The sequence below is a fragment of the Euhalothece natronophila Z-M001 genome, assembly GCF_007904085.1.
GTDB classification, from domain to species: Bacteria; Cyanobacteriota; Cyanobacteriia; order Cyanobacteriales; family Rubidibacteraceae; genus Halothece; species Halothece natronophila.
In genome coordinates, this window is sequence record NZ_CP042326.1 from 745,282 (window position 1) to 768,976 (window position 23,695).

At 40.8% G+C, this 23,695-nt stretch carries 21 protein-coding genes; 6 read left to right on the forward strand and 15 right to left on the reverse strand.

Going from position 1 to position 23,695, the window contains the following annotated elements; genetic code table 11:
• Positions 1 to 113 precede the first annotated feature (113 nt).
• From FRE64_RS03475 to FRE64_RS03485, 3 genes are all read left to right on the forward strand, one after another.
• Positions 114 to 797: an SDR family oxidoreductase gene (locus tag FRE64_RS03475; protein WP_146294685.1), complete on the forward strand. Its 684-nt coding sequence runs from the start codon at positions 114 to 116 to the stop codon at positions 795 to 797.
• A 127-nt stretch (positions 798 to 924) separates the two neighbouring features.
• Positions 925 to 2,196, forward strand: coding sequence for a quaternary amine ABC transporter ATP-binding protein (locus FRE64_RS03480; protein WP_146294686.1), 1,272 nt, complete (start codon positions 925 to 927; stop codon positions 2,194 to 2,196).
• A 14-nt stretch (positions 2,197 to 2,210) separates the two neighbouring features.
• Positions 2,211 to 3,146 carry an ABC transporter permease gene (locus FRE64_RS03485; RefSeq protein WP_146294687.1) on the forward strand — a complete coding sequence of 312 codons (936 nt, stop codon included), beginning with the start codon at positions 2,211 to 2,213 and terminating at the stop codon, positions 3,144 to 3,146.
• Between the two features lie 316 nt (positions 3,147 to 3,462).
• Here FRE64_RS03485 and FRE64_RS03490 read toward each other — a convergent pair whose 3' ends face one another.
• Complete coding sequence (locus FRE64_RS03490) at positions 3,463 to 4,362, reverse strand: glycosyltransferase family 2 protein (protein ID WP_146294688.1); 900 nt, start codon at positions 4,360 to 4,362, stop codon at positions 3,463 to 3,465.
• Between the two features lie 110 nt (positions 4,363 to 4,472).
• Between FRE64_RS03490 and ilvC the strand changes: the two genes are divergently transcribed.
• On the forward strand, positions 4,473 to 5,468 hold the full coding sequence (gene ilvC, locus FRE64_RS03495) for a ketol-acid reductoisomerase (protein ID WP_146297265.1): 996 nt from the start codon (positions 4,473 to 4,475) through the stop codon (positions 5,466 to 5,468).
• 66 nt (positions 5,469 to 5,534) lie between these two features.
• Here the strand turns inward: ilvC and FRE64_RS03500 are convergent, their stop codons facing one another.
• The 3 genes from FRE64_RS03500 to proX form a co-directional block, all read right to left on the reverse strand.
• A complete protein-coding gene (locus tag FRE64_RS03500; RefSeq protein ID WP_146294689.1) occupies positions 5,535 to 6,161 on the reverse strand; it encodes a DUF2301 domain-containing membrane protein in 627 nt (208 codons plus the stop codon).
• 59 nt (positions 6,162 to 6,220) lie between these two features.
• Complete coding sequence (locus FRE64_RS03505; protein ID WP_146294690.1) at positions 6,221 to 7,270, reverse strand: CobW family GTP-binding protein; 1,050 nt, start codon at positions 7,268 to 7,270, stop codon at positions 6,221 to 6,223.
• Between the two features lie 287 nt (positions 7,271 to 7,557).
• Positions 7,558 to 8,586 (reverse strand): glycine betaine/L-proline ABC transporter substrate-binding protein ProX, encoded by a 1,029-nt coding sequence (gene proX / locus FRE64_RS03510; protein WP_146294691.1) that lies wholly within the window; start codon positions 8,584 to 8,586, stop codon positions 7,558 to 7,560.
• A gap of 472 nt (positions 8,587 to 9,058) precedes the next feature.
• On the opposite strand from proX, the gene cysS reads away from it, so the two are divergent.
• Positions 9,059 to 10,513: a cysteine--tRNA ligase gene (gene cysS, locus FRE64_RS03515; protein WP_146294692.1), complete on the forward strand. Its 1,455-nt coding sequence runs from the start codon at positions 9,059 to 9,061 to the stop codon at positions 10,511 to 10,513.
• A 204-nt stretch (positions 10,514 to 10,717) separates the two neighbouring features.
• Here cysS and FRE64_RS03520 read toward each other — a convergent pair whose 3' ends face one another.
• The 10 genes from FRE64_RS03520 to FRE64_RS03565 form a co-directional block, all read right to left on the reverse strand.
• On the reverse strand, positions 10,718 to 10,921 hold the full coding sequence (locus tag FRE64_RS03520; RefSeq protein ID WP_146294693.1) for a phycobilisome linker polypeptide: 204 nt from the start codon (positions 10,919 to 10,921) through the stop codon (positions 10,718 to 10,720).
• Between the two features lie 188 nt (positions 10,922 to 11,109).
• Positions 11,110 to 11,595 (reverse strand): allophycocyanin subunit beta, encoded by a 486-nt coding sequence (gene apcB / locus FRE64_RS03525; RefSeq protein ID WP_146294694.1) that lies wholly within the window; start codon positions 11,593 to 11,595, stop codon positions 11,110 to 11,112.
• Positions 11,596 to 11,666: 71 nt separating this feature from the next.
• Positions 11,667 to 12,152, reverse strand: coding sequence for an allophycocyanin subunit alpha (gene apcA / locus FRE64_RS03530; RefSeq protein WP_146294695.1), 486 nt, complete (start codon positions 12,150 to 12,152; stop codon positions 11,667 to 11,669).
• Positions 12,153 to 12,579: 427 nt separating this feature from the next.
• Positions 12,580 to 13,806, reverse strand: coding sequence for a hypothetical protein (locus FRE64_RS03535; protein ID WP_146294696.1), 1,227 nt, complete (start codon positions 13,804 to 13,806; stop codon positions 12,580 to 12,582).
• A 105-nt stretch (positions 13,807 to 13,911) separates the two neighbouring features.
• Positions 13,912 to 15,045 (reverse strand): glycosyltransferase family 4 protein, encoded by a 1,134-nt coding sequence (locus FRE64_RS03540; RefSeq protein WP_146294697.1) that lies wholly within the window; start codon positions 15,043 to 15,045, stop codon positions 13,912 to 13,914.
• 117 nt (positions 15,046 to 15,162) lie between these two features.
• Positions 15,163 to 16,236 carry an anthranilate phosphoribosyltransferase family protein gene (locus FRE64_RS03545; RefSeq protein ID WP_146294698.1) on the reverse strand — a complete coding sequence of 358 codons (1,074 nt, stop codon included), beginning with the start codon at positions 16,234 to 16,236 and terminating at the stop codon, positions 15,163 to 15,165.
• 10 nt (positions 16,237 to 16,246) lie between these two features.
• Positions 16,247 to 17,182, reverse strand: coding sequence for a LysR family transcriptional regulator (locus FRE64_RS03550; RefSeq protein WP_146294699.1), 936 nt, complete (start codon positions 17,180 to 17,182; stop codon positions 16,247 to 16,249).
• Positions 17,183 to 17,261: 79 nt separating this feature from the next.
• Positions 17,262 to 18,407: a HEAT repeat domain-containing protein gene (locus FRE64_RS03555; RefSeq protein WP_146294700.1), complete on the reverse strand. Its 1,146-nt coding sequence runs from the start codon at positions 18,405 to 18,407 to the stop codon at positions 17,262 to 17,264.
• A gap of 69 nt (positions 18,408 to 18,476) precedes the next feature.
• Entirely contained in the window at positions 18,477 to 19,463 is a 987-nt protein-coding gene (locus tag FRE64_RS03560) for an RNA polymerase sigma factor, RpoD/SigA family (RefSeq protein WP_146294701.1), read from the reverse strand.
• 438 nt (positions 19,464 to 19,901) lie between these two features.
• Positions 19,902 to 21,305 (reverse strand): J domain-containing protein, encoded by a 1,404-nt coding sequence (locus tag FRE64_RS03565; RefSeq protein WP_146294702.1) that lies wholly within the window; start codon positions 21,303 to 21,305, stop codon positions 19,902 to 19,904.
• Positions 21,306 to 21,434: 129 nt separating this feature from the next.
• On the opposite strand from FRE64_RS03565, the gene rsmG reads away from it, so the two are divergent.
• The gene (rsmG, locus tag FRE64_RS03570) at positions 21,435 to 22,097 is read left to right on the forward strand and encodes a 16S rRNA (guanine(527)-N(7))-methyltransferase RsmG (RefSeq protein ID WP_146294703.1); all 663 of its coding nucleotides are present in this window, start codon (positions 21,435 to 21,437) and stop codon (positions 22,095 to 22,097) included.
• 139 nt (positions 22,098 to 22,236) lie between these two features.
• On the opposite strand, the gene FRE64_RS03575 is transcribed toward rsmG, so the two are convergent.
• Positions 22,237 to 23,460, reverse strand: coding sequence for an NAD-dependent epimerase/dehydratase family protein (locus FRE64_RS03575; RefSeq protein ID WP_146294704.1), 1,224 nt, complete (start codon positions 23,458 to 23,460; stop codon positions 22,237 to 22,239).
• Positions 23,461 to 23,695: the final 235 nt, after the last annotated feature.

Here is a 23,695-nt window from a genome sequence, read left to right on the forward strand (position 1 = left end):
CACAGCATTGCGAAGACACTTCAGCATTATGAAAAAGCTAGGATAACATCTTTCGGCTCAACTTGACAACTAGTTGAGTCGATTTTCTATCATCAATCGAAAGCAAAAAATAGATGAGTCAATTAGTTTTAGTAACAGGAGTCAGTCAGGGGTTAGGTCGTGCGATGACCGAAGAATTCATTACCCAAGGCTGTACCGTGATTGGTTGTGCGCGAAATGAGAGCGCGATCGCGCATTTAAGTCAAACCTATGGTAATCCTCACAGTTTTAGCTGTGTTGATGTTTCTCAAGAAGGGCAAGTGAAGCAATGGCGAGAGGAAATTTTATCTTCTTATGATCCCCCAGACTTATTAATTAATAATGCCGCGCTGATTAATCAGTCCCTAAATTTTTTGGAAGTGCCTACTACAGAATTTGACCAAATTATTGATGTAAATATCAAAGGCGTTGCCAATGTCATGCGCCAATTTTTACCTGCAATGATAGCAAAAAAGCATGGTATTATTGTCAACTTTAGTTCAGGGTGGGGACGTTCTACTTCTCCCAATGTTGCCCCCTATTGTGCTACAAAATGGGCAATTGAAGGCTTGACTCGGGCGATCGCGCAAGAACTCCCCTCAGGAATGGCCGCTATTCCCCTCAACCCAGGAATTATTCATACAGAAATGCTAGAAACTTGTTTTGGAAAAAGTGCTGCTAACTTTACTCCTATTGAGGTTTGGGTTAAAAAAGCAGTGCCTTTTTTACTAGGTATTAAATCTCAGCAAAATGGTCAACCCTTAACCGTTCCCAGCTAAATATTTTTCAGTTACTTCATTATGAAAACTCAGTTGTCACTAACGTTACTAAAGATTTAAAAAGTCTTTGTTAAAATAAAACTACTTTGTCGTTTCAACTGACTAGAGATCGTAGTCAGAAATTAGCATGAGTATTGCTCAAGAACCTCAAAAAACTTCTGAGCCTAAAATTCGAGTTGATAGTTTAGTCAAAATTTTTGGCAAAAGTCCCCGTGAAGGCTTAAAACTTTTACGAGAAGGTCATGATCGCGACTCAATCCTTGAAAAAACGGGGAATGTTGTCGGGGTTGGTGGAGTTTCCTTTGAAATTCAACAAGGGGAACTCTTTGTGATCATGGGCTTATCCGGCTCAGGAAAATCAACCCTAATTCGCTGTCTCAACCGTCTCATTGAACCCACAAGCGGTCAAGTGATTATTGATGACGAAGATATTGCCCATGTCAATTCCAAGCGTTTACGGGAAGTCCGTCGCACAAAAATGGCAATGGTATTCCAAAAATTTGCCTTGTTCCCCCACCTTACCGTTGCTGAAAATACCGAATATGGCTTAAATGTTCGTGGATTAAATGATAGGAAACGTCGTCATAAAGCCTTAGAAACCCTAGAAATTGTGGGGTTACATAAATGGGCAGATCGCTATCCCTCAGAATTAAGTGGGGGAATGCAACAGCGTGTCGGTTTAGCTAGGGCGTTAGCCACTGATCCTGATATTTTATTAATGGATGAAGCATTTGGGGCGCTTGATCCGCTTATTCGCAGAGATATGCAGGCGGAATTGCTGCGTTTACAAGATGAATTACAGAAAACAGTGGTTTTTATTTCCCATGATATCCATGAAGCCCTAAAACTCGGCGATCGTGTGGCAGTGATGAAAGATGGCTATTTTGTGCAAGTGGGAACTCCTGAAGAATTAGTAACCAATCCTGCTGATAACTACATCCGTGACTTTATGTTGGATGTTAATCGCGCCCAAGTGCTAAAAACAGGGTCAATTACTCGCAAAACCATTCCCTTTATTCTGGGACATGGATCAGCGCAAACCGCTTTTGAACAAATGCAACGTTACCAACGAAAAGAAATGTATGTGGTGAATCAAGATAACACTCCCATTGGCATTGTCACCCTTGAAAGCCTCACTCAAGCCTTAAAAGAAGGAAAAGAAGACATTAAAGAGGTTATGGAAACTGATTTCCCGAAAGTGAAAGCTAGCACCACCATTGAAGACGTTGCCCATCTCTGCCAACAACGATTACCCCTTGCGATTATTGATGATGAAGGAGACTTTAAAGGCGTGGTGGAACACTCTGATATTCTCGCGAGTATTGGACGCTTACAAGATGTGGATGAAGAAAGCGATTCGGAAGAATCTGAAAACGAACCTCAAAAAATTGTTGCTTAGTTGATTGATTAATTATGTTTAACCCCTTTGAAGAGACAATCTGGCCCCTTGGCGAGCAAATTGACGACATCGTTAGTTGGATCGTAAGCAACTATCGCTTTATTTTCCGAGAGTGGATTGGAATACCAGTTGGGATTGTTTTACGGCAAATTCAATCATTTTTTGTTGAGATGAATCCCATTGTTTTTCTTGTCGGATTATTTGTCATTGCTTGGCAACTGGCAAGTCGGAATATTGCTATTTTTAGTGTCATTGCCATGACAGTGGTTGGGCTAATCGGTGCGTGGCAACAATCAATGGTCACTCTTGCTTTAGTGATTACGGCAGTATTCTTTTGCATTCTGATTGGCATTCCTCTGGGAATTTGGGCAGCAAGCAGCGATCGGTTTGCTACCTTCATTCGTCCTGTTTTAGACACGATGCAAACCCTCCCCGCCTTCGTTTATTTAGTGCCAGTGGTGATGCTATTTGGAACTGGAGAAGTCCCAGGGGTGATTGTTACCTTTATTTTTGCTGTACCGCCATTAATTCGTTTAACCAATATTGGTATTCGGGGCGTTCCTGAAGATGTAGTGGAAGCCGCCCGTGCTTTTGGGGCAACCCCACAACAAGTCCTCATTCAGGTACAAGTTCCCCTTGCCATGCCCACCATTTTAGCTGGGGTTAACCAGTCTTTGATGCTCGCATTATCCATGGTAGTTATTGCCTCTCTCATTGCGGTAGCTGGTTTAGGGCAAATGGTTAACCGTGGAATTGGACGACTAGATGTGGGATTAGCCTCTGTTGGGGGGGTTGGTATTGTTTTAATTGCCATTGTTTTAGATCGCATTACCCAAGCCATAGGAGATAATAGCCCCGGACGACTGCCATGGAAAAAAAGAGGCCCCATTGGCTTAGTTTTAAATCTCTGGAAAAAAACACAGAAAAAGAAAGTTCCTCAAGAGTCTTAACTTTCCTCAGTTAATCTCCAAAGATAAAAATCAATTCAGTTTCCTTAACTCTTTTTTGACTATAGGCTAAATTAAGCACATCTATCGAAAGCAATAGCACTCATAGCTTTTAGCATCACATATAGCAATCCTAAATCAGTTGTAAATTTTTAGTTGTGATCCCCCCTTTAATTCCCCCCTTACTAAGGGGGGTGGGGGGGATCGTAAGGTTGAGCTAGTTTTTACAAATGAGATCATATTGCTATATTTTTTCTGAAAATTAGCCTCATTTCTGATCAATTATTTTCGAGTGCTATTGCTACTAGAGATTAACTCTCTACTTTTTTCCATATACAGCCTGTACAGTGTACCAATTAAGGAAAATACGAGCAATTTCTAGTGCTAAGCCTGATTTTCCTCGCTGAATCAGCCATTGTAAAAGGGGGCGCATCGTTCGCTCATTTAAAAGCCCTCCTAGTGATAACGTTCCCCACAAAATGCGATGTAGAATTGTCTTTTGAATCATCATTTTTACCTCCCAAGTGGGATGTTTTTCGTAAAAAATAATTCCCATCTTTCCCCGTTCAATTTCTTGTTCAATTAATTTTGGCAGTTGCTCTAAAGTAAAGGGAGGATGCCAATGATAACCAATTGCTTCTGGACATTTTATCAATTTTAATCCTAGCTTTTTTAAGCGTACTCCTAATTCTAAATCTTCCCAACCATAAAGCTGAAATTGAGTATCAAATAAACCTGCTTTTTCTAACCATTGGCGATGAATAGCAACATTTCCTGTGGCAAAATAAGCGGCAGAAAAGTCAGTAATTTTATAGGGTTCTGCCGTAGGATTTTCAAAATTAGAAGTATTAATAACTCGCCCATAAGTAAAAGTTTTATCGGGACTTTGATTTAAGCAATGAGCATGAGCTTGAATAAAGTTTTTGGTTACAACTAAGTCACTATCAATAAAAATAATAAAGTCTCTTTTAGCCTTGTTTATCCCTAAATTTCTTGCTGTTGCTGGTCCCTGATGATCTTGTTGAAAAAGACGAACATGAGGAAAAGATTGTTTTTTTAACCAAGAAACTGTGTTATCAGTTGACCCATCATCAACAATAATAATTTCATAGCCAGTTACTAATTCTTGGTCGGTTATGATTTGATTTTCTAAAGCCTGAATACATTTTTCTAAAATCGGTTGACGATTATAAGTGGGAATAATAATGCTAAAAAACATAGTGTAAATATTAGGAACAATGAGGAAATGATCGCTTATCTTGTGCAGAGTCGTCCTTTTAAGGTAGGATGGAAGACTTGCAAGCAAAGAATTTGAGAGAGATTTGTGTTATGGCGCGGATGTATTATGATGGGGATGCAAATTTAGACCTATTGACGAACAAAACAGTTGCAATTATCGGTTTTGGTTCTCAAGGTCATGCTCATGCTTTAAACCTAAAAGATAGTGGCGTTAATGTCATTGTCGGATTGTATCAGGGAAGTAAATCTACGGCGAAAGCAGAAGCAGCCGGGCTAACGGTTAAGTCAGTAGAAGAAGCCGCAAAAGCTGCTGACCTGATTATGATTTTACTCCCTGATGAGGTGCAAAAAACTGTATATAAGCAGGAAATTGAGCCACATCTAACTCCCGGAAAGGCTTTAGTGTTTGCTCACGGGTTTAATATCCATTTTGGGCAAATTATTCCTCCAGCAGGGGTGGATGTAATGATGATTGCACCCAAAGGGCCTGGCCATTTAGTCAGACGAACCTATGAACAGGGTGAGGGGGTTCCTTGTTTATTTGCAGTCTTCCAAGATGAAACCGGACAAGGGCGCGATCGCGCTATGGCTTATGCTAAAGGCATTGGCGGCACTCGTGCTGGCATTTTAGAAACTAGTTTCCGTGAAGAAACCGAAACCGACTTATTTGGGGAACAATCCGTACTTTGTGGCGGTTTGAGTGCATTAATCAAAACTGGGTTTGAAACCTTAGTTGAAGCTGGCTACCAACCCGAATTGGCATATTTTGAATGTCTCCATGAAGTAAAGTTAATTGTTGACTTAATTGTGGAAGGCGGACTTGCCAATATGCGCGATAGTATTTCTAATACCGCAGAATATGGCGACTACACTCGTGGTTCTCGCATTGTTAATGAAGAAACTCGCGCTGAGATGAGAAAGATTCTTTCTGAAATCCAATCAGGAGAATTTGCCAGAGAATTTGTCTTAGAAAATCAATCTGGAAAGTCTGTTTTAACTTCCACTCGTCGTCGAGAAGCAGAACATAGTATTGAGGAAGTCGGTAAAGATTTACGAGCGATGTTTAGCTGGCTGAAAAAGGGCTAATCAATTACTAAGACACCAAGGAAAGAGGGAATAACACTTAATTTCCCTCTCTTAGGTTATTCAAAATTATGAATTGCGAGCCTTCTTCAAGTAATCAAACACTGACTTATCCCCAATATCAGAGGGAATATCTTGGGGAAACTTTCTCAGGGCAAAAACAATAAAACAAACTGTCCAAACTGCTAATAAAATTTGTTCGATTTGCGGTTGCATTACGCCGGTTAAATGTCCTAACAATAAAACGGGCACAACAGGCGTTAAAATTTGGGTTTCTAAACGATGAAAACAGAAACCTTCCTTAAAATAAATTCCTGTTAAAGCTGCAAAGGTAAAGCCAATCCCAAATAGAGTTAAGGGATTATTATAAACATATAAAGCTAAAGGAACATCTGCTTGTATTCCCAAAATAATTGCCGACATTGTCCCAATAAACCAGAATATTTGTAAGAGGCGATGTAAGGGGATTAAATAAATATGAATTGTCCATAAACTAATCCCTAATCCGAGAGAGAATACGGCATATAAATAGGTAAGGCTTTGTAATACGATGGGGGTTGCCCCTTGCCAAAAGAATAGCAGTGTGCCGATTGTAAAACTTAAGGCTGCGACAAATAAACCACTGCGATAAGTGATTACCTCAGCGCGATCGCGCTCTGTAATTTCATAAGTTCCAAACTGTCCTTGATATACCATAAATTCCTCCAAAATAATAATGCTAAAAGGTGGGAAACTCCCACCCTAATAACTCTAAATTAAGCTAAACAATCCTGCACTTGTTGACGCAAGCCTTCTAAATCTAAATCTTGACCAATTAGTACCAATTGATTTTTTGGTTGACCTTTCCACTCATCATCTTCAATAGAAAACCGCTTTCCACTTAAATGAAAAATGTGACGGTTCGGGCTTTCATCAAACCAAAGAATCCCTTTTGCTCGAAAGACATTTTCAGGTAAATCATTATCAAGAAAAGATTGAAACTTCCGAATCGAAAATGGGCGATCACTTTGGAAAGATAAAGACACAAACCCATCATTATCTAAGTGGTGAGAGTGATGATGGTGGTCATGATCATGATCGTGGTGATGATGGTCATGATCGTGATCATGGTGATGGTCATGGTCATCTTCTGGGGAAAAATACTTATCAGACTCAAATAACCCCACGCTTAAAATCAACGGTAGCGGCACATTCGCATTTTGGGTACGCATCAACCTTGCGCCTTCTTTCATCTCACGGATGCGATTTTCCAACGCCTCTACCTGTGACTCTTCCACCAAGTCAGTTTTATTCATGAGAATAATATCCCCATAAGAAATCTGACTATAAGCCGCCTCACTATTAAATAAGTCGAGACTAAAATTAGCACAATCAACCACCGTTACAATCGAGTCAAGGCGTGTCATGTCCCGTAACTCTGTTCCCAAAAAAGTTAAAGCAACGGGTAACGGATCAGCCAATCCCGTCGTCTCCACCACTAGATAATCAATCTTCTCATCTCGTTCTAAAACCTTATAAACCGCTTCTACCAAATCATTGTTAATGGTGCAGCAAATACAACCATTATTTAACTCCACCATCGTGTCATCAGATTGCACAATTAAATCATTATCAATACCAATCTCCCCAAACTCATTCACCAAAACGGCTGTTTTCAGCCCCTCATTGTTATTTAGAATATGATTGAGAAGTGTGGTTTTCCCACTGCCCAAAAAACCTGTGATTATAGTAACAGGTAGCCCCATTTTCGGGGTATTCATCTGTTCTTGGTCGCCACCTTTGACCTGTGTATTCACTGCTTCCATAATAAACTGGATACTAGATAACGTTTCACTTCATTTTCTCTATTATTACTTACTTAAACTGTTTCTTCTCTCTTCAGATTGACCAGAAACCACTCAATCAAAATCTAAGCAGTGAAGACACCCACCCACTATATCTTAAATCTTGTTTTACTCAGTAGCGCGATCGCTTCTGGCGTAGAGCGAAGCTCCATCGCACCACAGCAGAATTTAGCCATTACTTCTCCATATAAACTAAGCATAGCTAAATTCCCCCTTTATTAAAACAAGGTTGATCTAAAAAGAGAGCATCAATTTAGCCATTGCTGAAATGTTTCCTCATGATTACTAATCCAAGTTTCAGCATGACGACGAATTTCGGAAGAACTATCTTCTCCTTCCCGAAGCCTTTGATTTTGGTCATTAATATCTTCAATGGGAATGCTAACTTGCTCCATAAATTCCACAGCATCTGGATTTGATTGAGCAAACTCTTTATTAGCAATAATCATAATTCTGTCAGTAACAAATCCTAAATTTTTACCTTCATAAGTCGTATCAATATTTTCTTCAGAGGAGTTTGAATCAGGAAGGGATGTATAAGGAACTTCTAGCCATTTTACATCTTCTCCTGGTACTAAAACGCTGCTTGTCCAAAGAGGAGTCCAAGTATAATATAAGATTGGTTCATTTTGTTCATATCGCGTCACCACATCTGCCATTAAAGCAACATATCTTCCTTGGTCATGCTCAACAGTGTCTTCTAATCCATAACTTTCCAAATGATGATTAATAATTGTTTCACAGCCCCATCCCGGATTACAACCAACTAAATTGGCTTTTCCATTGTCATTAGTATCAAAAAGTTTAGCAACTTCTGGGTCTTGAAGTTGTTCTAAATTCGTGATGTCATATTCTTCAGCAGTGGCGATATCAATGAGATAACCTTGGACAGCATTATCAATAATAACTCCCACTTTTTCTAATGTTTCATCTCCCCCACTATTATCATAAAATTCTTGACCAATTTGCTCCCAATGAGCAGCACTATAATCAATTCCGCCAGAAGCAATATCTGTGTGCATTAAAGCAGGTTCTAACTCTCGCATAGAATTAATTTCATAGCCTAGCTTTTCTAATCCAATATTGACAATCTCAGTTTGAAACCGCTCCTCTAAGGAAACATAAGCAGGGGTGATTTCTCGTCCTTGATCGGGAAGATTATCATTAGTTTCTTCAGAAATGGGCGACTCTTGACAGCTATTAAGACTAATAATTATGCTCGTAATTGTAATGGCAATTATTACTAAATCTTGTACTTTACGCAGAAATAATGTCATTTCCAAAAAAAATTAGATTATACTGTTTTGTTCGTTATTGGAATATACTATAGCAATCCTAAATCAGTTGTAAATTTTTAGTTGTGATCCCCCCTTTAATTCCCCCCTTACTAAGGGGGGTAGGGGGGATCGTAATGTTGAGCTAGTTTTTACAAATGAGATCATATTGCTATATAGCGTTTCTTAGTCTGTTGAGGAACACACTAAGTCATTAGTTATTAGTTATTGGTTGACAAAAGACATCAAGACTAAGGACAAACAGCAACGGATTAAGTGTAACCAGATTTTGCGAAAACGCGATCGCTCTAGCTTTGCAGCAGGAATAATGACGGTAATTCCAACCACTTGCTTTTTAAGTTGGACAACTCGAATTATACTGATGGCTAAAGTGGTAAGATTAGATTCGCAGAGAGATAGACTAGATACTAGATAACGTTTAACTACAGCTTTTCTATTATTACTTGATTGCGTTATGACCTTAACTGTTTTTAATAGCTTAACTCGTCGCCAAGAACCCTTTACATCCCTTGAACCGAATAAAATTCGGATGTACTGCTGTGGCATTACTGTATATGATTACTGTCATTTAGGTCATGGACGCACTTGTTTAATTTGGGATGTGGTGCGACGTTATTTGCAATGGCGTGGCTATGAGGTGCGATATGTTCAGAATTTTACCGACATTGATGACAAAATTCTTAAACGCGCCCAAACTGAAGGCGTAAGCATGGAAGACATTTCCGAACGCTTCATTGATGCTTATTTTGAAGATATGGAACGGTTGGGGATTAAAAAAGCAGATGCTTATCCTCGCGCCACTCATGCCCTTGATGGGATTCAAAGATTAGTGTCTCAACTAGAAAACAAAGGTTATGCCTATCCAGCCCATGGTGATGTTTATTATTCTGTGCGTCAGTTCCCCGAATATGGCAAACTATCGGGACGGAAGTTAGAAGACTTAAAAGCTGGTGCAAGTGGACGCTTAGAGGAAAGTGATCCTGATGCCGAGAAAAAGCGCGATCCCTTTGATTTTGCCCTTTGGAAGGCAGCAAAACCCCATGAACCGTCTTATCCTTCTCCTTGGGGAAATGGTCGCCCAGGTTGGCATATTGAATGCTCTGCAATGGTTAAACAGGAGTTAGGAGACACCATTGATATTCATGTGGGGGGCGGTGACTTAATGTTTCCCCACCATGAAAACGAAATTGCCCAATCAGAAGCAGCAACAGGGAAGCCCTTAGCCCGTTATTGGCTACACAATGGCATGGTTAAGGTGGATGGGGAAAAAATGTCTAAGTCTTTGGGGAATTTTATTACCTTGCGTGACTTACTCAATAGCGTTGACCCCATTGTAGTTCGGTTGTTCATTCTCCAAGCCCATTATCGTAAACCTCTTGACTTTACTGAAGAAGGATTAGAAGGGGCAAGAAATGGCTGGAAGACTTTGCGAGAAGGCTTACGATTCAAAGAGAATTACGGTAAGCAACTGGGTTGGGAGGATAACCCTCCAACCAAGAGTGATGAAACCATTACTCAACGCTTTGCCGAAATTGTCGATGATGATTTTAATTTTGCGGGTGGACTTGCGATTTTATTTGAGTTAGCCAAAGACTTACGCAAGGAAGGGAATTTATTAGTTCATCAGGGGAAAACTGAGGCTTCTGCTGAAGAATTAGCAGTAAAATGGCATACTTTAACCGAATTAGCGGATGTTTTTGGTTTAACTGTAGAAATTGAAGAAACTACTTCCTCTCAAGCAACAACCTTAAGTAATGAGGAGGTACAGACTCTAATTGAAAAGCGGGCAGCCGCTCGTAAGGAGAAAAACTTTGCCGAAGCAGATCGCATTCGAGATGAGTTAACAGAAAAAGGTGTTGTTTTAATTGATCAACCCGGGGGAGAAACTCGTTGGTACTGGGAAAAATAGTCATTCCAAATATAGTCGTTCCAATTCAGTTCCGTAGTGCAGCCATCTTGGCTACTACTAGGGAGCAAGATGCTCCCACTACTTTTAGGTTGCTGTTTTTTATTTGGAATCACTATAAAGAATATCGCACCACGGCTTTAAACCAATGGCGCGATTATTGAAGAAAGTGGTTTTATTTTGTTCAAAATTGAGCAAAAAAGAGATTTAAGCTAAACCAGTATTAGTTCCTGGCTTTCCTGTGGCTAATTGTACCTTGACAATTTTACCACCCATTTTCATAATGCGCTGTTGCTCTGTAAACCAATTATCGTAGGGAACCAGTTTGGTAAAGTAAGTATTTTGTAACTCTCGTTGGGTACGAATTCGAGTTTGGCTCGGAACACAAGCCGTAATCTTAAACATTCTCATGGGTTATAAGCTCCAAATTTGTTTATTGTTAATTCCTTTAAACATACTTAGTTCGGGAGTTAGCCAGTCAATACTAGATCATTAAAACCTATCTTTAAGATTGAGATAAGTCTTTAACCCCCTAGCACTCACTCGCCACTACCCGAACTGAAGTCATCATGGATTGATTATCTCAGGCAATTTCTGAGTTAGCTTAAGCCAGAGCAGATGTAGTCAAAATAGACACCCATTTCTTTGCCAGCATCTTGACCAACAAGTCCTGCGGTGACTTCTTTCATCGCTTGAATTGCTTGAACAGTGGCATTAATGGGTACACCGAGAGAGTTATAGGTTTCTTTTAAGCCATTGAGAACCCGCTCATCAAGGATAGAAGGATCTCCAGCAAGCATCGCATAGGTGGAATAGCGAAGATAATAGTCTAAATCGCGAATACAAGCAGCATAGCGACGGGTGGTGTACATATTACCACCTGGACGAGTGATATCGGAATAGAGTAAAGATTTTGCTACCGCTTCTTTAACAATGTTAGCTGCGTTAGCACTGATGATGTTAGCTGCCCGAACGCGCAGTTGACCAGTTTGGAAATAGCCTTTGAGCTTTTCCATTGCTGCATCATCAAGGTATTTGCCTTGTACGTCAGCAGAATTAATAACAGAGGTAATTGCGTCTTGCATCGTTATTTCCCTTTTCTATTGTCTGTTTATGATGGTGTCTAATTAAAATTTTCTACGCAGCAGTAAAAAGACTACTGCATAGCGCCGATAACATAGTCAAAGTAAGAAGCTGCTTCTCCAGCATCTTCAGCAGACATCATGGAGCAAGCAATGTCTTTCATGCAACGTACACTCTCAGCAACAGCATTAATAGGAGTCCCGAGAGAGTTGTACATTTCACGCACGCCGACCAATCCAATTTCTTCAATGGGAGTAACATCGCCAGCGACTACACCATAGGTAACGAGACGGAGATAGTAGTCCATGTCCCGTAAGCAGGTTGCAGTCATTTCTTCCCCATAAGCATTGCCGCCTGGAGATACTACGTCAGGACGTTTTTGGAATAATTGATCGCCAGCTTGCTTCACAATACGCTCACGAGCACTGGTAAGGGTTTGTGCAATACGGAGACGCTGTTCACCACCTTCAACGAAGGCTTTGATGCGATCTAATTCGCCGGGGCTGAGGTAACGGGCTTCAGCATCAGCGTTCACGATGGACTTCGTGACGATACTCATGTTTTAGAATCCTCCAACGGATAAATGTAGTTTTAGATAATCAGCGGACTCTTGGAAATCAATTTAATGATCCCTTGAGACTTGTTGAGGCTATTTTCCCGAATAGCTCCACTAATATACAGTACCAGCAAACGGGATTGTTCATAAACCCAACAACCTTTCTCCGATTTATTTTGCGATATTTCGTTCACTTTCTATCGTGTTTTTTTATATTTTGTAATATTTCGCCTAATTTTTCTTGACCTCGTCGCTAACCTGAAGCCGTTGCGATTCCATCTGCCCTCCAGTTTACACTAAATCGTTGTGGTGGGCTAACGCTTCACTTACGGGGTCAATCCCTTGTACTAGTTGTTTACATTAGCGCTTCGTTCAAGTATTCTCAGTTAATTCAGGTAGAACCATCGCTAGTTGCTACATTAAAAATATATTATTGATTTCCAAAGAGCCCATCCCAAACATTATTTTCAAGTTCGCTAATTTCTCCTTCCTGAGGCTGATCTTCTATGTTGTAATAATTTTCTAACGTTCTCTCAATGAATAACGCTTCTTCACGATTACTAACCTTAACTAATTCTTCTCCTGATCCCTGATTCGTATCGATATGAACGATATAAATATAACTATTTTCACCACTAGAATATTGTTTTGAATACAGTCTTTTCAATTGACTTGCTTCAATCTGTTGATTTTTAAAAAAAGGAAAGGGAACTGAACCATAGGTAACCGTAATCAGTTTATTATCAGCAACAATATAGGTATAATTTACCCACCGTGCAACTGCTAAATAAAGGGTCAATATTCCAAACAACAAAAACAGTAAAAATATTGGCAATAACCTAGAGATATTTTCACCTGTATTATCACTGTTAGCAACTAATAAAGCAACAATAATTAAAAAAGTATTCAATAAAATTGCAAATATTGCTGTAATAAATCCCCCGTTCCACTTTTTATTAATTTGAATTTGGTTATCATCTTGATAAACGGTAATACTTCTAGGGGCTTCTATTTGATGAAATGGATTAGTCAAATTTGAGGGATCAATTTCTCCTTTCTGAGGCTGATCTTCAAGGTTATAATAATCCTCTAATGTTCTTTCAATAAATAAGGCTTCTTTGCCAGTAGCCACAGTTATAATTTTTTTATCGTCTCCTGTATAAGTATTGGCATAAATATCATAACTTTGATTCTTTTGATTTCTTTTCGCGTATAGTCTTTCTAAATTCGCCTTCCTGACTCTTTTGTTACGAATCCAAGGACAGGGAAGAGGCTGGTGATTAATCAGAATTTCTTCTTCATTTGCCCAGATACGGGTTTGATTTAACCACTTGGTAATTATATAATAAACAAAAAATATTCCTGTAATTAAGAATAATAAGCCTATTAAGGCAACTAATCCTAACCAAATAACTTCATTACTGTCCTCGATTCTTATAATATCCTGAAGCGTTTCATTAAAATGATTGTTGATAAAGTTGGAGATCAAGAATAATGGTTGAATTGCAAATAAAATGATAGCGATAGGAACAAAGGTATAGATAATTGTTTTTCTATCTAACCATTTTCGAGTAATAATTAAACTGGCATCACTTTGATGGATTTGAATACTTTTAGGAGCTTCTATTTCACCAGATTCAATTGGTTCTTGAGACATCTGAGTAATCTATTTTATTTGGGTTGACTTGCCAGTTAGTTTCTCCTACCAATTATACTGGCAAATCATTAAAAAGAAAAACTTAAATAAAATTTATTCCTCTCCTTAACCAACTGCAGAAAGCGAAGTTTTGGACAATACCTGTTGATAGTAATCTCGTAACTGTTGAGTGGCTGCTATCCATCCCCAACATTCGGCTTCTTGACGGGCTTGTTCTCGCAATAATTCTCGTTCCGATCGCGCTTCTAGTAACTTTTGCGTTGCTGTAATTGCCCCTTCTGGATCATCAGGTTCAAATAAATAGCCATTGACCCCATCTGTGACAATATCAGGGATACCGCCCGATCGCGCTGCCACTACAGGACACCCTGCAGCCATAGCTTCTAATAACACTAAACCAAGGGTTTCTGTACGTGATGGGAACACAAAAGCATCTGCCGAGGCATAGGCAGCCCCTAAGGTTTCTCCTTCTAAATAGCCCACAAAATGAGTCGGAGTATCTGCAAAATATTTTTCTAAATTTTCCCGACTCGGCCCATCCCCAACAATTGCTAATCTTGCCCTTGGAATTGCCTCTAAAATTGGTTTAATCTCATCAATTTGTTTTTCTGCTGAAACACGCCCCACATACAGTAATAACGGATCATCGGGATTACCTTGGGATAAATGCTCACGCATTTGTTGAGAGCGCAACTGGGGACGAAATAACTCCGTATCTACTCCTCTTTGCCATAGCGCCACCCGTTCAATCCCATGATCACTTAACTCCTCCATCATTGCTGTTGAGGTGCAAAGATTCAATTCGGCTTGATTATGTCCTACTTTTAATAATTCCCATAACACCCCTTCTAACGCCCCCATTCCGTAATGCTGTAAATATTGAGGCAAATGGGTATGATAAGACGCAATGAGCGGTAACTTCATCATTTTGGCATAATATAGCCCTGCCACACCTAAAACTGCAGGGTTCACCACGTGAATTAAATCAGGTTGAAATTTCTCTAATTCTTCTCCAATGGAGGGACGGGGAAATGCCAATTTTAGCTCTGGATACAAGGGCAATGGCATTCCAGAAACCCCATAAACCTTTGCCCCCTTATATTCTGTTAATCCACCATCTGGAGCAACTACCAATACTTGATCACCACTTTGTTGTAAATGATTAATGGTATGGCGCAAACGGGTAACAATGCCATCAACTTTCGGTAAAAAGGTTTCGGTAAATAGGGCAATACGCATAGATTGGCTCGTTAGAACACAAGGGACAGAAATATTGAATCATCCCTGATTGTAGAATGTCACTGCCTAATTTAACCAAAAAAATCAGGATTGGCTTGAGCCAGCTTGTGCAAAGTTCTAGTTTTTACTTCCACTTCCTAAGTTAGTGGTAACTTGAATTTGTAATTCCCTTAACTTATCAGCAATTTTCCCATTTTTAATCAATTCTTCGGCTTGGGCTAATCCTTGGGATAAATCAGCACAAATCCCCATTAAATACAAATAAGCACCCCCATTCCAAATCGCCGCCGACATTAGTTCTCCTGGCTTTCCTTCAATCACGGATTGTAAGTCTTGGATTAATTGCTCTTTCGATTCTAATAAAACATCTCGTCCAGCAAAGCCATAATGTTCTGGGTGCAGGTTCAGCCGTTGAAATTCTTGATCTTGTTCCCTAACCCCAATAATACCAGTACGGTTACGCGCTAAGTCACAACTGCCTTCTAAGCCTTTGACGGTGATTAGTTTTTTCATGGGACGGAGATCAAAAACTTCTCGGAAGCGATCTTCGGTGGGTGGATGAACAAATCCTGAGATGAGATTGGCTTCTCCTGCGTAAGGAGACCAAATTAGTTCTAGAGTTGCAAAAGGGGGACGCTTGCCAATTTCATCACGATAAGGCACTAATTTTTGGGCTTGGGGGAAATGTTTTGGCAGATAGTAAAAAGCAATTCCTGTTTCACTCAGGAGTTTGTGATTATCTTCGAGGGTTAAGGAACGATAATTAATTCCTAATCCTTCCCAAATGTCAACGTAAGGAAGACCATATTTAGTGGGCATACAATCGCCGCCTTGGAGAATGACAGGAACCCCCAAACTGGCAAGTAAAAGTAGGGTAATGGGAAAAACAGGGGCAGTGCGCGATCGCGCGTCATAAGGCACACCAAACACAGTAACAGGATATGCCGTTTCCTCAGTTAAGGGCGGAATTTTGCCCCCAAATTGATCATAGGCATCTAACATTCCTGCTAATTCCTCAGAGGTGGGACGTTTAATGCGATGGGCAATCAGAAACGCCCCGATTTGGGCAGGGGTCGCTTCTTGTTTTAAAATTAGTTCGGTGGCGGTGGCGGCTTCGGCGCGAGTTAAATTTTTGCCAGTATGGGGACCGCTACCCACTTTTTTGAGGAGTTCTCGGAATGATGCACTCATGGCTTTTTGTTTAATAAACTGATAAAGGGGTACTCATTTTATCGGACACTGAGAGTTTCTGAACCATTTGACGAAAGGCTTTAATGGGAGGAATTTCTGCGCGATCGCGCGTCGTGGCAAACACCACTTGTCGGGTTAGGGTTTCTTGGGTTTGATGATTTTCAATGCGACCAATGGCAAGAGTGGGGTCTTCTTGGGCTTCTACTAGCGCCGAATGGGGAAGGAGGGCAATTAATTCTCCTTGTCGAATTACGCCACGAAACGCATCAAGAGTATTTAATTCCATTGCCATTTTAATCGGGGCATTTTGTTGGGAAAACCAATCTTGTACAAGACGTTGCATTCCATAACCATCTTTAAATACCACATGGGGATAAGAGGCTAATTCAGACCAGCCTAATTGATTATACTGGGTTAAGGGATGATTTGCTGCCATTAAAACTTCAATGGGTTCTTCAAATAGGATATCAGTGACCATTTCTGGATTCGTGGTAAAGGCGGGATTATTCATCACAATGGCAACATCCACTAAGCCATCTCGTAAGACTTTTAAAGCGCGATCGCTGCCAAGGGCGGTTACTCTTAATTGTACGTGAGGATACTGGCGACTAAATACTTGTAAGATCGGTGGCAGATGATAAGAACACACGGAATGGATGGCAGCAACGCATAATTCGGGTTGTTTTCCTGCCATTAGATCATGGAGTTCTTGGGTGATCATTGCCCATTCTTGGCAAATTTTACGGGCGCGAGGCAACAACCTCTCTCCAGCTACCGTTAGTTTTGCTTGGTGAGAACGATGGAAGAGATCAACCCCTAATGTATTTTCTAATCCTTGCACTTGCCTACTAATAGTCGATTGGGTGACAGAACATTTTTTCGCGGCTTGTCCGAAGTTTCCTGTTTCCGTGATGGCTAAAAATGCTTGTAACTGCTCAATCCGCATTTTTCTTTTAGTATCTTAAATTACATTTATTGATGAGAATAACGAATTTTACAGTTACGTTTCGTGCATTTTGATACATCTACGGAAGTTTTTTCAAAGCAGCTTGGGCGTGTAATTTCACAATGGGCGTTTGATCTTGGATTAGTTTTTGCAGAATCTCTTTGCCTTCACGAATGCCTAAGTTACCCATGGCAACGGCTAAGGCTTGCTTTAGGGAGGTTTCTTCTTGCCAGGTGGGAGTTTGAGAATAAATCGTAGTCAGAGTTCTGACAATTTCAGGCTTGTGATCTTCGGTTTTCCAACGTCCTAAAATGGTAATTATTTCTTTGACGATGACAAGGGGCTGTTTTTCCAGATTCTGCGTGATTACAGAGAGGCTTTGTGGGGTTTCGTGATAGCTTAAGCCCTGTATAATTGACTTTTTCAGGAGGTCAGGGGTTAAAGGCTCATTTAAGTAGTGATTAAGGGCGTTTAAAGCATTGGGAGTTCCTATTCTACCAAGCGCGATCGCGCAGTGAGATCCCACTTCCCAGTTAATATCACTTAAAAGTGGTAATAAAGCCTCGGCGACAGCATGGGGATCATAATCATTTCCCCGTACCCCTAAAGCAATCACACTTTCTTTGCGTACCCTAGAATCAGTATCTTGCAAAGCAGCGATTAAGGCTTCTACAATTCTAGTATCTCGGAAGCTACTCAGGGCTTCAATGGCAATTCTACGGATTTGGGAATCCTCATCATTAACCACCGTTAATAAGGGGTCAATGGTTTCAGGCTGACGAAGATAGGCTAACGCCTCTACTGCTGCCAGTCGCGTTTGAGGCTGATTTAAGGCTTCTTTTAGGGTGGGAATTGCAATTTTGCCTTGTTTCGATAAGCCATGGGCGCAAGCCTCAATAATCTCAGTATCTGTATCTGTTTTTAAAACATTGGTTAAAGAAAAAATGGCAGCAGGGGTTTGAAATTGACTTAAAATGGCAACGGCTTCACAACGGAGATCAAGATCGGCATTAGGATTTTCTATTAGTTCGGTTAAAGGCGCGATCGCGCGTTCTCCAAACTTCGGTAAGAATTTAGCAATTTCCCAACGTTCTCGAAATTCCCCACAGATAAAACGTTCCCATACCCACTGAAATGCTTCCTCTTTTTCTGAGGGCGGTAACTCAATTAACCCCTTACCATCCTCTGATAAAGGCAACTGCTGTAAATAGTTGTAAAGTTTCACTGAAGACGATGTTTTCTCTCTCACCTCGACAAAAAAAGGGGGAAAATCCCCCTCGGTTGATGTTGAGTTTTAACTAGCAGCAATGTATTCTGCCACACCACCACGTTTTCTACGCAGTTTAGCTAAGGCTTGATGTTCGAGTTGGCGGACTCGTTCCCGACTGAGGTTAAGTTTCTTACCCACCTTCGCTAAGGATAGCTCATTGCCATCTTCTAAGCCAAAGCGTAAGGATAACACTTCCCGTTGTTGAGGGGTCAACTCAGAGAGCATAATATCAATGTCTTGTCGCATTGATTCCTGAGTTAGGTAAGTTTCTGGGGAATTTTCATCATCTTCCAAGAGTTCCGATAGTTCCGTATCCTGATTATCGCCAACTCGGACATCAAGGGAAATCGGCTGACGAGCAATGCTGAGATACTCTCGAATTTGGGAAGGTTCTAGTTCTAACTCGGTGGCAATTTCTGTGGGAGTCGCATTACGTCCCAGTTTTTGCGCCAGTTCTCGCTGTACCTTCTTGATTTTATTCAGCTTTTCGGTAATATGAATGGGCAAACGAATCGCCCGAGCCTGTTGCGCGATCGCGCGGGTAATAGCTTGACGAATCCACCAGTAGGCATAAGTTGAGAATTTATAGCCTCTTGTGGGGTCAAATTTTTCTACTCCTCTCTCTAGCCCTAATGTTCCTTCTTGAATTAAGTCCAAGAATTCCATGTTGCGCTTTTGATATTTTTTCGCGATCGCCACCACCAAACGCAGATTCGCCTCGATCATTTTGCGCTTGGCGCGATTGCCCTCTTTAATAATTTTGTCTAGCTCAGATTTGCTAATCTCAGCTTTCTCTAGCCATTCCTCTTCAGTTGCTTCTCGTCCCAGTTCTTTTTCTAATTCTTCTTTTTGGTCTAACAGCCCCATCATTTTCTGCACTTGCTTACCCAAGATAATCTCTTGTTCGTGAGTAAGTAGGGGGACACGCCCTATCTCATGAAGATAGGTTCGCACCATGTCTGCAGAGAAAATCGGCTTTTCGTTGTTTTGGTCTAATTTTGCAGTGGGCATCTGTAATCGTCAGTGACTCCGTTTATAAGCAGGTTTTTGTTCGTAACTTGGGTTGCTCTCACTGAGAGGGAATGTTACCCTTTACCCAATAAACTATCTATTACTTATTCAACCCTACATCTTGCTTATGACAGATATTAGGCTGGATTAGTTTCTTCCTTTTTCATACTGAGGTAATTGGATTAATTTATACACAGAAAGCGAGGGAACATTTCCTTATTGTTATCTAAATTTTAAGTTTGATCCTTCTAAAGGAACTGGTTATGACTTTACTTTCATTATAATGCTAGATATAACTCTGGCATCACCACAACCTGTGCGGTTTTCCCACCATTATTTATAGGTTTCCCAAAACCGAATATTTTTCTTCCTCCTTACTTTTTTTTACCTCATCTCAATTTAGCTAAACTTTAATCATAACAGCTTTGAATTAAAAAATCAAGATACGACAGATAATGTTACCCAACTTAACAGTGTAGTTATTAAAAGCATTATCGGAACAATTAGGGCAGAAAGGGATTCTGAGAGGTTTAGCAGTTGGAAACAGCCCCCATAAAGCAAGAGCAAGGTGTAAGAAAGAGGAAATACACTAATTACCATTAGCAAAAAAACAAAACCAGGAATCAGCGTGGTAAAAGCGCTAAATAGCGAAAACGCTGCCAAGGGTAAAACCGCAGTACTGGCAAAAAATAAGTCTTTTTTCCAATCATAAGGGGATTGCAATAAAAAACGAATGCCAACGTTAATCCCAAACAGAGAAAGGCTAGGCATTATTCCTACAGGTAAAAACCGCAAGAGGGTAGTTAAGTTCAAGCCAAAATGAGCTAACATCCCAAATAGAAAAGCGACATTGCTTAAAAGCAAAGAGTTAACAGCCACTACTGGAATCTGGTTTGGATCTAAGCGACCATAAGCTAGTAAGATTCCCCCCACAGGGTTTTTGAGAATGGGGGTTAAGCTAAAAATGGTGGTTTGGGCTGTATTTTGAATTGCCGTAGCAAGTTTAGAGATAGAATCTTGAACTTGTTTTCCTACTTGTTGACGGCGAGAGTAAGGATGATGAAAATTTTGCACTGGTTGAGCTTGGGAACGCTTATTATTTCCAAAGATACGATTCCCTACCTTGATATGAAACCAACTGTAACGATTAAGGGTATCAATTCCTAAACGATATCCCTGCATATTTCCTTGTCGCTTACAAATTTCGGCATATTCTTGCCAGTCAGCAATAGCACGGTTACGATACCGTAATTCATAATGAGCAACCCCACGATAATAATAGGGCGGGGGAAAGTCTTGTTGGAGATAAATGGCTTTGCTATAGGCTTTAATTGCAGAATCAGCGTAGCCTAAACGTTGACGGGCGCGTCCTCGATAATAATGCGCGATCGCGTTTTCTGGTTGATATCTTAAAATCTGTTGACAATCTTCTAAAACCGCCCGTTCTTCTCCTAATGCCAAATAGGCTTCACACCGTTTTAAGTAGGCTTCCACAAAGCGATCATTCAGACGGATAGCTTCTGAGAGATCAGTAACGGCAGCCCGATAGTTTTGTAAGAGCATTTTTTCCACCCCTCGCACATAATAAACCTGTGCGCTTCCTCCTTTTTTTTGGGAGGAAGATTTGGGACGCTGACGATCATACTTTTTGCGCTGTGTTACATCACTTAGCACTTCATAGGCTTCCCGCAAAACTCGAAACCGTTTCGCCGCAGTCGCATCATTGGGGTGTAAGTCAGGGTGACAATCACGGGCGAGACGACGAAAGGCTTGTTTGATCTCCTGCTGGGTAGCGTTCTCTGAAACACCAAGGATTTTATAGTAATCCTGATCTTCTGGCATCTGTATTAGGGAAGGAAAACTTGATCTCGATTGTATCTTACTTAGTTAACGCAGATATACAGCTATTTTTTTAAGTCGTGCTATGCTGATGGGTCATTGGTTATTAGTCATTGTTTTACAAAGGACAAAATGAATAGACTTCCAAACTTAAGCCATGTTTGGGAAGAAACATTGGGCTGGTGTCCATCTCCTGAACAGCAACAACAATTTGAGGCCCTGTATCAAGGGATTCTTCAGGGGAATCAAAAGCTGAATTTAACCCGCATTACTGAACCTGAAGCCTTTTGGGAAAAACATTTATGGGACTCTTTGCGCGGGCTAACTCCCCTTAATTTAGAGACTGAGGCAAGGGTTTCCATCATTGATATTGGCACTGGTGCAGGCTTCCCTGGTCTTCCCTGCGCGATCGCGCTTCCTCATGCTAAGGTTACTTTACTGGATTCTACCCGTAAAAAAATTGCTTTTCTCAAAACTTTAATTTCTGAATTAGGGTTATCTCAAGTGAGCGCGATCGTGGGACGAGCTGAAAATATTAGTTGGAAGCCCCAGTACGATTTTGCTCTATTACGAGCAGTTTCTTCCGCTTCTACCTGTGCTGAATATGCGTTACCCCTTTTAAAGCCTGAAGGAATTGCTGTCCTTTATCGAGGGCGTTGGACAGAGGAGGAAGAACAAACGCTCAAAAAAACCCTTTCTAAACTGGGAGGAAGCCTTCTAAACATTGAGTCCTTTTCCACTCCCCTCACTTTCGGTCAACGTCACTGTATTTACCTTAAAAAAGCCCAAAAATGAAAAGACTTCAGGGAGTCTTGCCATGTTTCGACCCCTGAAGCTCTCCCGTTCGATTACTCCTCACTCACCACTGACTATAGAGTAACCAGATGTCACTCGAAAGACATAGAGCTAAGTGACAGTTTTATAATTGGCTTCCTTAATGATGACTTGAACCTGAGGTAACTTCTTCCTTGACTTGAGGAACACCTGCTTTCTGTTCTTTTGTCCAAACCGAGGTGCAAGGGATTTTCGAGAGATCGGCATTATCAGCATACTTCTTGGCAATTTCTGTAACTTCGTGGAGTAATCCCTCGGCTAATGTTGTCGGTTTCAAGCCCATCTCTAAGAAGCAACTATTATCGACTTTCAGATCATTTTCCGCTGCTTCTTTGCGTGGGTTTTCCACATACGCCACTTCTGTATCCGTTAACTTGCCAATGAGTCGCGCTAAATCCCGAACCCGATGAGTTTCCGTCATCTGGTTGAGAATTTTCACTCGTTCCCCTTTTTCGGGGGGATACTGCAACGCCAACTCAATACAGCGCACGGTATTTTGAATATGAATAAACGCCCGAGTTTGTCCGCCTGTTCCATGGACGGTTAAAGGATAACCAATAGCCGCTTGCATCAAGAAGCGATTAAGAACCGTTCCATAATCGCCATCATAATCAAAGCGATTAATCAGCCGTTCATCTAGCTTTGTCTGTTCGGTATCGGTTCCCCAGACAATTCCTTGGTGTAAATCAGTGACACGCACCCCATCATTTTTATTGTAATAGGCGAACAAGAGTTGATCTTGGGTTTTGGTCATGTGATAGATGCTTCCCGGGTTTGGGGGATAAAGAATTTGTTGCGGAATCCGTTCCCCATTTTCGGTGACGACCTCAATATCAAGATAGCCTTCAGGAATTTTCATCCCTGCAGTTCCATAACCATAAACCCCCATTGTTCCTAAATGGACTAAATGGGTGTCTAGTCCTAACTCAGCGATCGCGCAGAGGGTATTATGAGTGGCATTAATGTTATTATTAACCGTATAGCGACGATGACGAGGAGACTTCATCGAATAAGGGGCAGCCCGTTGTTCCGCAAAGTGTACGATCGCGTCGGGTCGTTCTTCGCTAAGTAGCTTCAGTAAGCGATCATACTCTTCCACAATATCAATCTTATGGAATTGGATCTCCTTACCACTGACCTCTTTCCATGCTTGCAAACGCACTCCCATGGGCGAGATAGGAGTTAAAGACCCTGCTTCTAACTCATTATCAATATTGCGGCGAGACAAGTTATCCACAATAATTACCTCATGTCCCGCATTGGATAAATGGAGAGAAGTGGGCCATCCGCAAAAGCCGTCGCCACCAAGAATCACTACTTTCATAATTAACCAAAGCCTAATTTAAAATCACTTCATTATCGCGAGCATTTTACCCGTAGAGTGCTGATGCTCGTATGGTATTTAGGTAGTTTATTATACCATATTTTTGACTGTTAGTCATGGGTTAACATTGCCTTGGTTTTTTGTTCAACACTCCTAAATTATTGAAATTGACCAATTGCCTCTCACAAGGTAATGTTTTCTGGTTTGCTTTAAGTTTAAACCAACAATATAATGC

What these genes read in the sequence shown, in the direction of transcription:
- FRE64_RS03490 (WP_146294688.1), bottom strand. Translation starts at nt 4,362, where the DNA reads ATGTTTTTTAGCATTATTATTCCCACTTATAATCGTCAACCGATTTTA.
- FRE64_RS03475 (WP_146294685.1), top strand. Translation starts at nt 114, where the DNA reads ATGAGTCAATTAGTTTTAGTAACAGGAGTCAGTCAGGGGTTAGGTCGT.
- rsmG (WP_146294703.1), top strand. Translation starts at nt 21,435, where the DNA reads ATGAATAGACTTCCAAACTTAAGCCATGTTTGGGAAGAAACATTGGGC.
- FRE64_RS03500 (WP_146294689.1), bottom strand. Translation starts at nt 6,161, where the DNA reads ATGGTATATCAAGGACAGTTTGGAACTTATGAAATTACAGAGCGCGAT.
- FRE64_RS03485 (WP_146294687.1), top strand. Translation starts at nt 2,211, where the DNA reads ATGTTTAACCCCTTTGAAGAGACAATCTGGCCCCTTGGCGAGCAAATT.
- FRE64_RS03505 (WP_146294690.1), bottom strand. Translation starts at nt 7,270, where the DNA reads ATGGAAGCAGTGAATACACAGGTCAAAGGTGGCGACCAAGAACAGATG.
- apcB (WP_146294694.1), bottom strand. Translation starts at nt 11,595, where the DNA reads ATGCAAGACGCAATTACCTCTGTTATTAATTCTGCTGACGTACAAGGC.
- FRE64_RS03550 (WP_146294699.1), bottom strand. Translation starts at nt 17,182, where the DNA reads ATGCGGATTGAGCAGTTACAAGCATTTTTAGCCATCACGGAAACAGGA.
- ilvC (WP_146297265.1), top strand. Translation starts at nt 4,473, where the DNA reads ATGGCGCGGATGTATTATGATGGGGATGCAAATTTAGACCTATTGACG.
- FRE64_RS03575 (WP_146294704.1), bottom strand. Translation starts at nt 23,460, where the DNA reads ATGAAAGTAGTGATTCTTGGTGGCGACGGCTTTTGCGGATGGCCCACT.
- proX (WP_146294691.1), bottom strand. Translation starts at nt 8,586, where the DNA reads ATGACATTATTTCTGCGTAAAGTACAAGATTTAGTAATAATTGCCATT.
- FRE64_RS03560 (WP_146294701.1), bottom strand. Translation starts at nt 19,463, where the DNA reads ATGCCCACTGCAAAATTAGACCAAAACAACGAAAAGCCGATTTTCTCT.
- cysS (WP_146294692.1), top strand. Translation starts at nt 9,059, where the DNA reads ATGACCTTAACTGTTTTTAATAGCTTAACTCGTCGCCAAGAACCCTTT.
- FRE64_RS03480 (WP_146294686.1), top strand. Translation starts at nt 925, where the DNA reads ATGAGTATTGCTCAAGAACCTCAAAAAACTTCTGAGCCTAAAATTCGA.
- FRE64_RS03535 (WP_146294696.1), bottom strand. Translation starts at nt 13,806, where the DNA reads ATGTCTCAAGAACCAATTGAATCTGGTGAAATAGAAGCTCCTAAAAGT.
- FRE64_RS03565 (WP_146294702.1), bottom strand. Translation starts at nt 21,305, where the DNA reads ATGCCAGAAGATCAGGATTACTATAAAATCCTTGGTGTTTCAGAGAAC.
- FRE64_RS03540 (WP_146294697.1), bottom strand. Translation starts at nt 15,045, where the DNA reads ATGCGTATTGCCCTATTTACCGAAACCTTTTTACCGAAAGTTGATGGC.
- apcA (WP_146294695.1), bottom strand. Translation starts at nt 12,152, where the DNA reads ATGAGTATCGTCACGAAGTCCATCGTGAACGCTGATGCTGAAGCCCGT.
- FRE64_RS03520 (WP_146294693.1), bottom strand. Translation starts at nt 10,921, where the DNA reads ATGAGAATGTTTAAGATTACGGCTTGTGTTCCGAGCCAAACTCGAATT.
- FRE64_RS03545 (WP_146294698.1), bottom strand. Translation starts at nt 16,236, where the DNA reads ATGAGTGCATCATTCCGAGAACTCCTCAAAAAAGTGGGTAGCGGTCCC.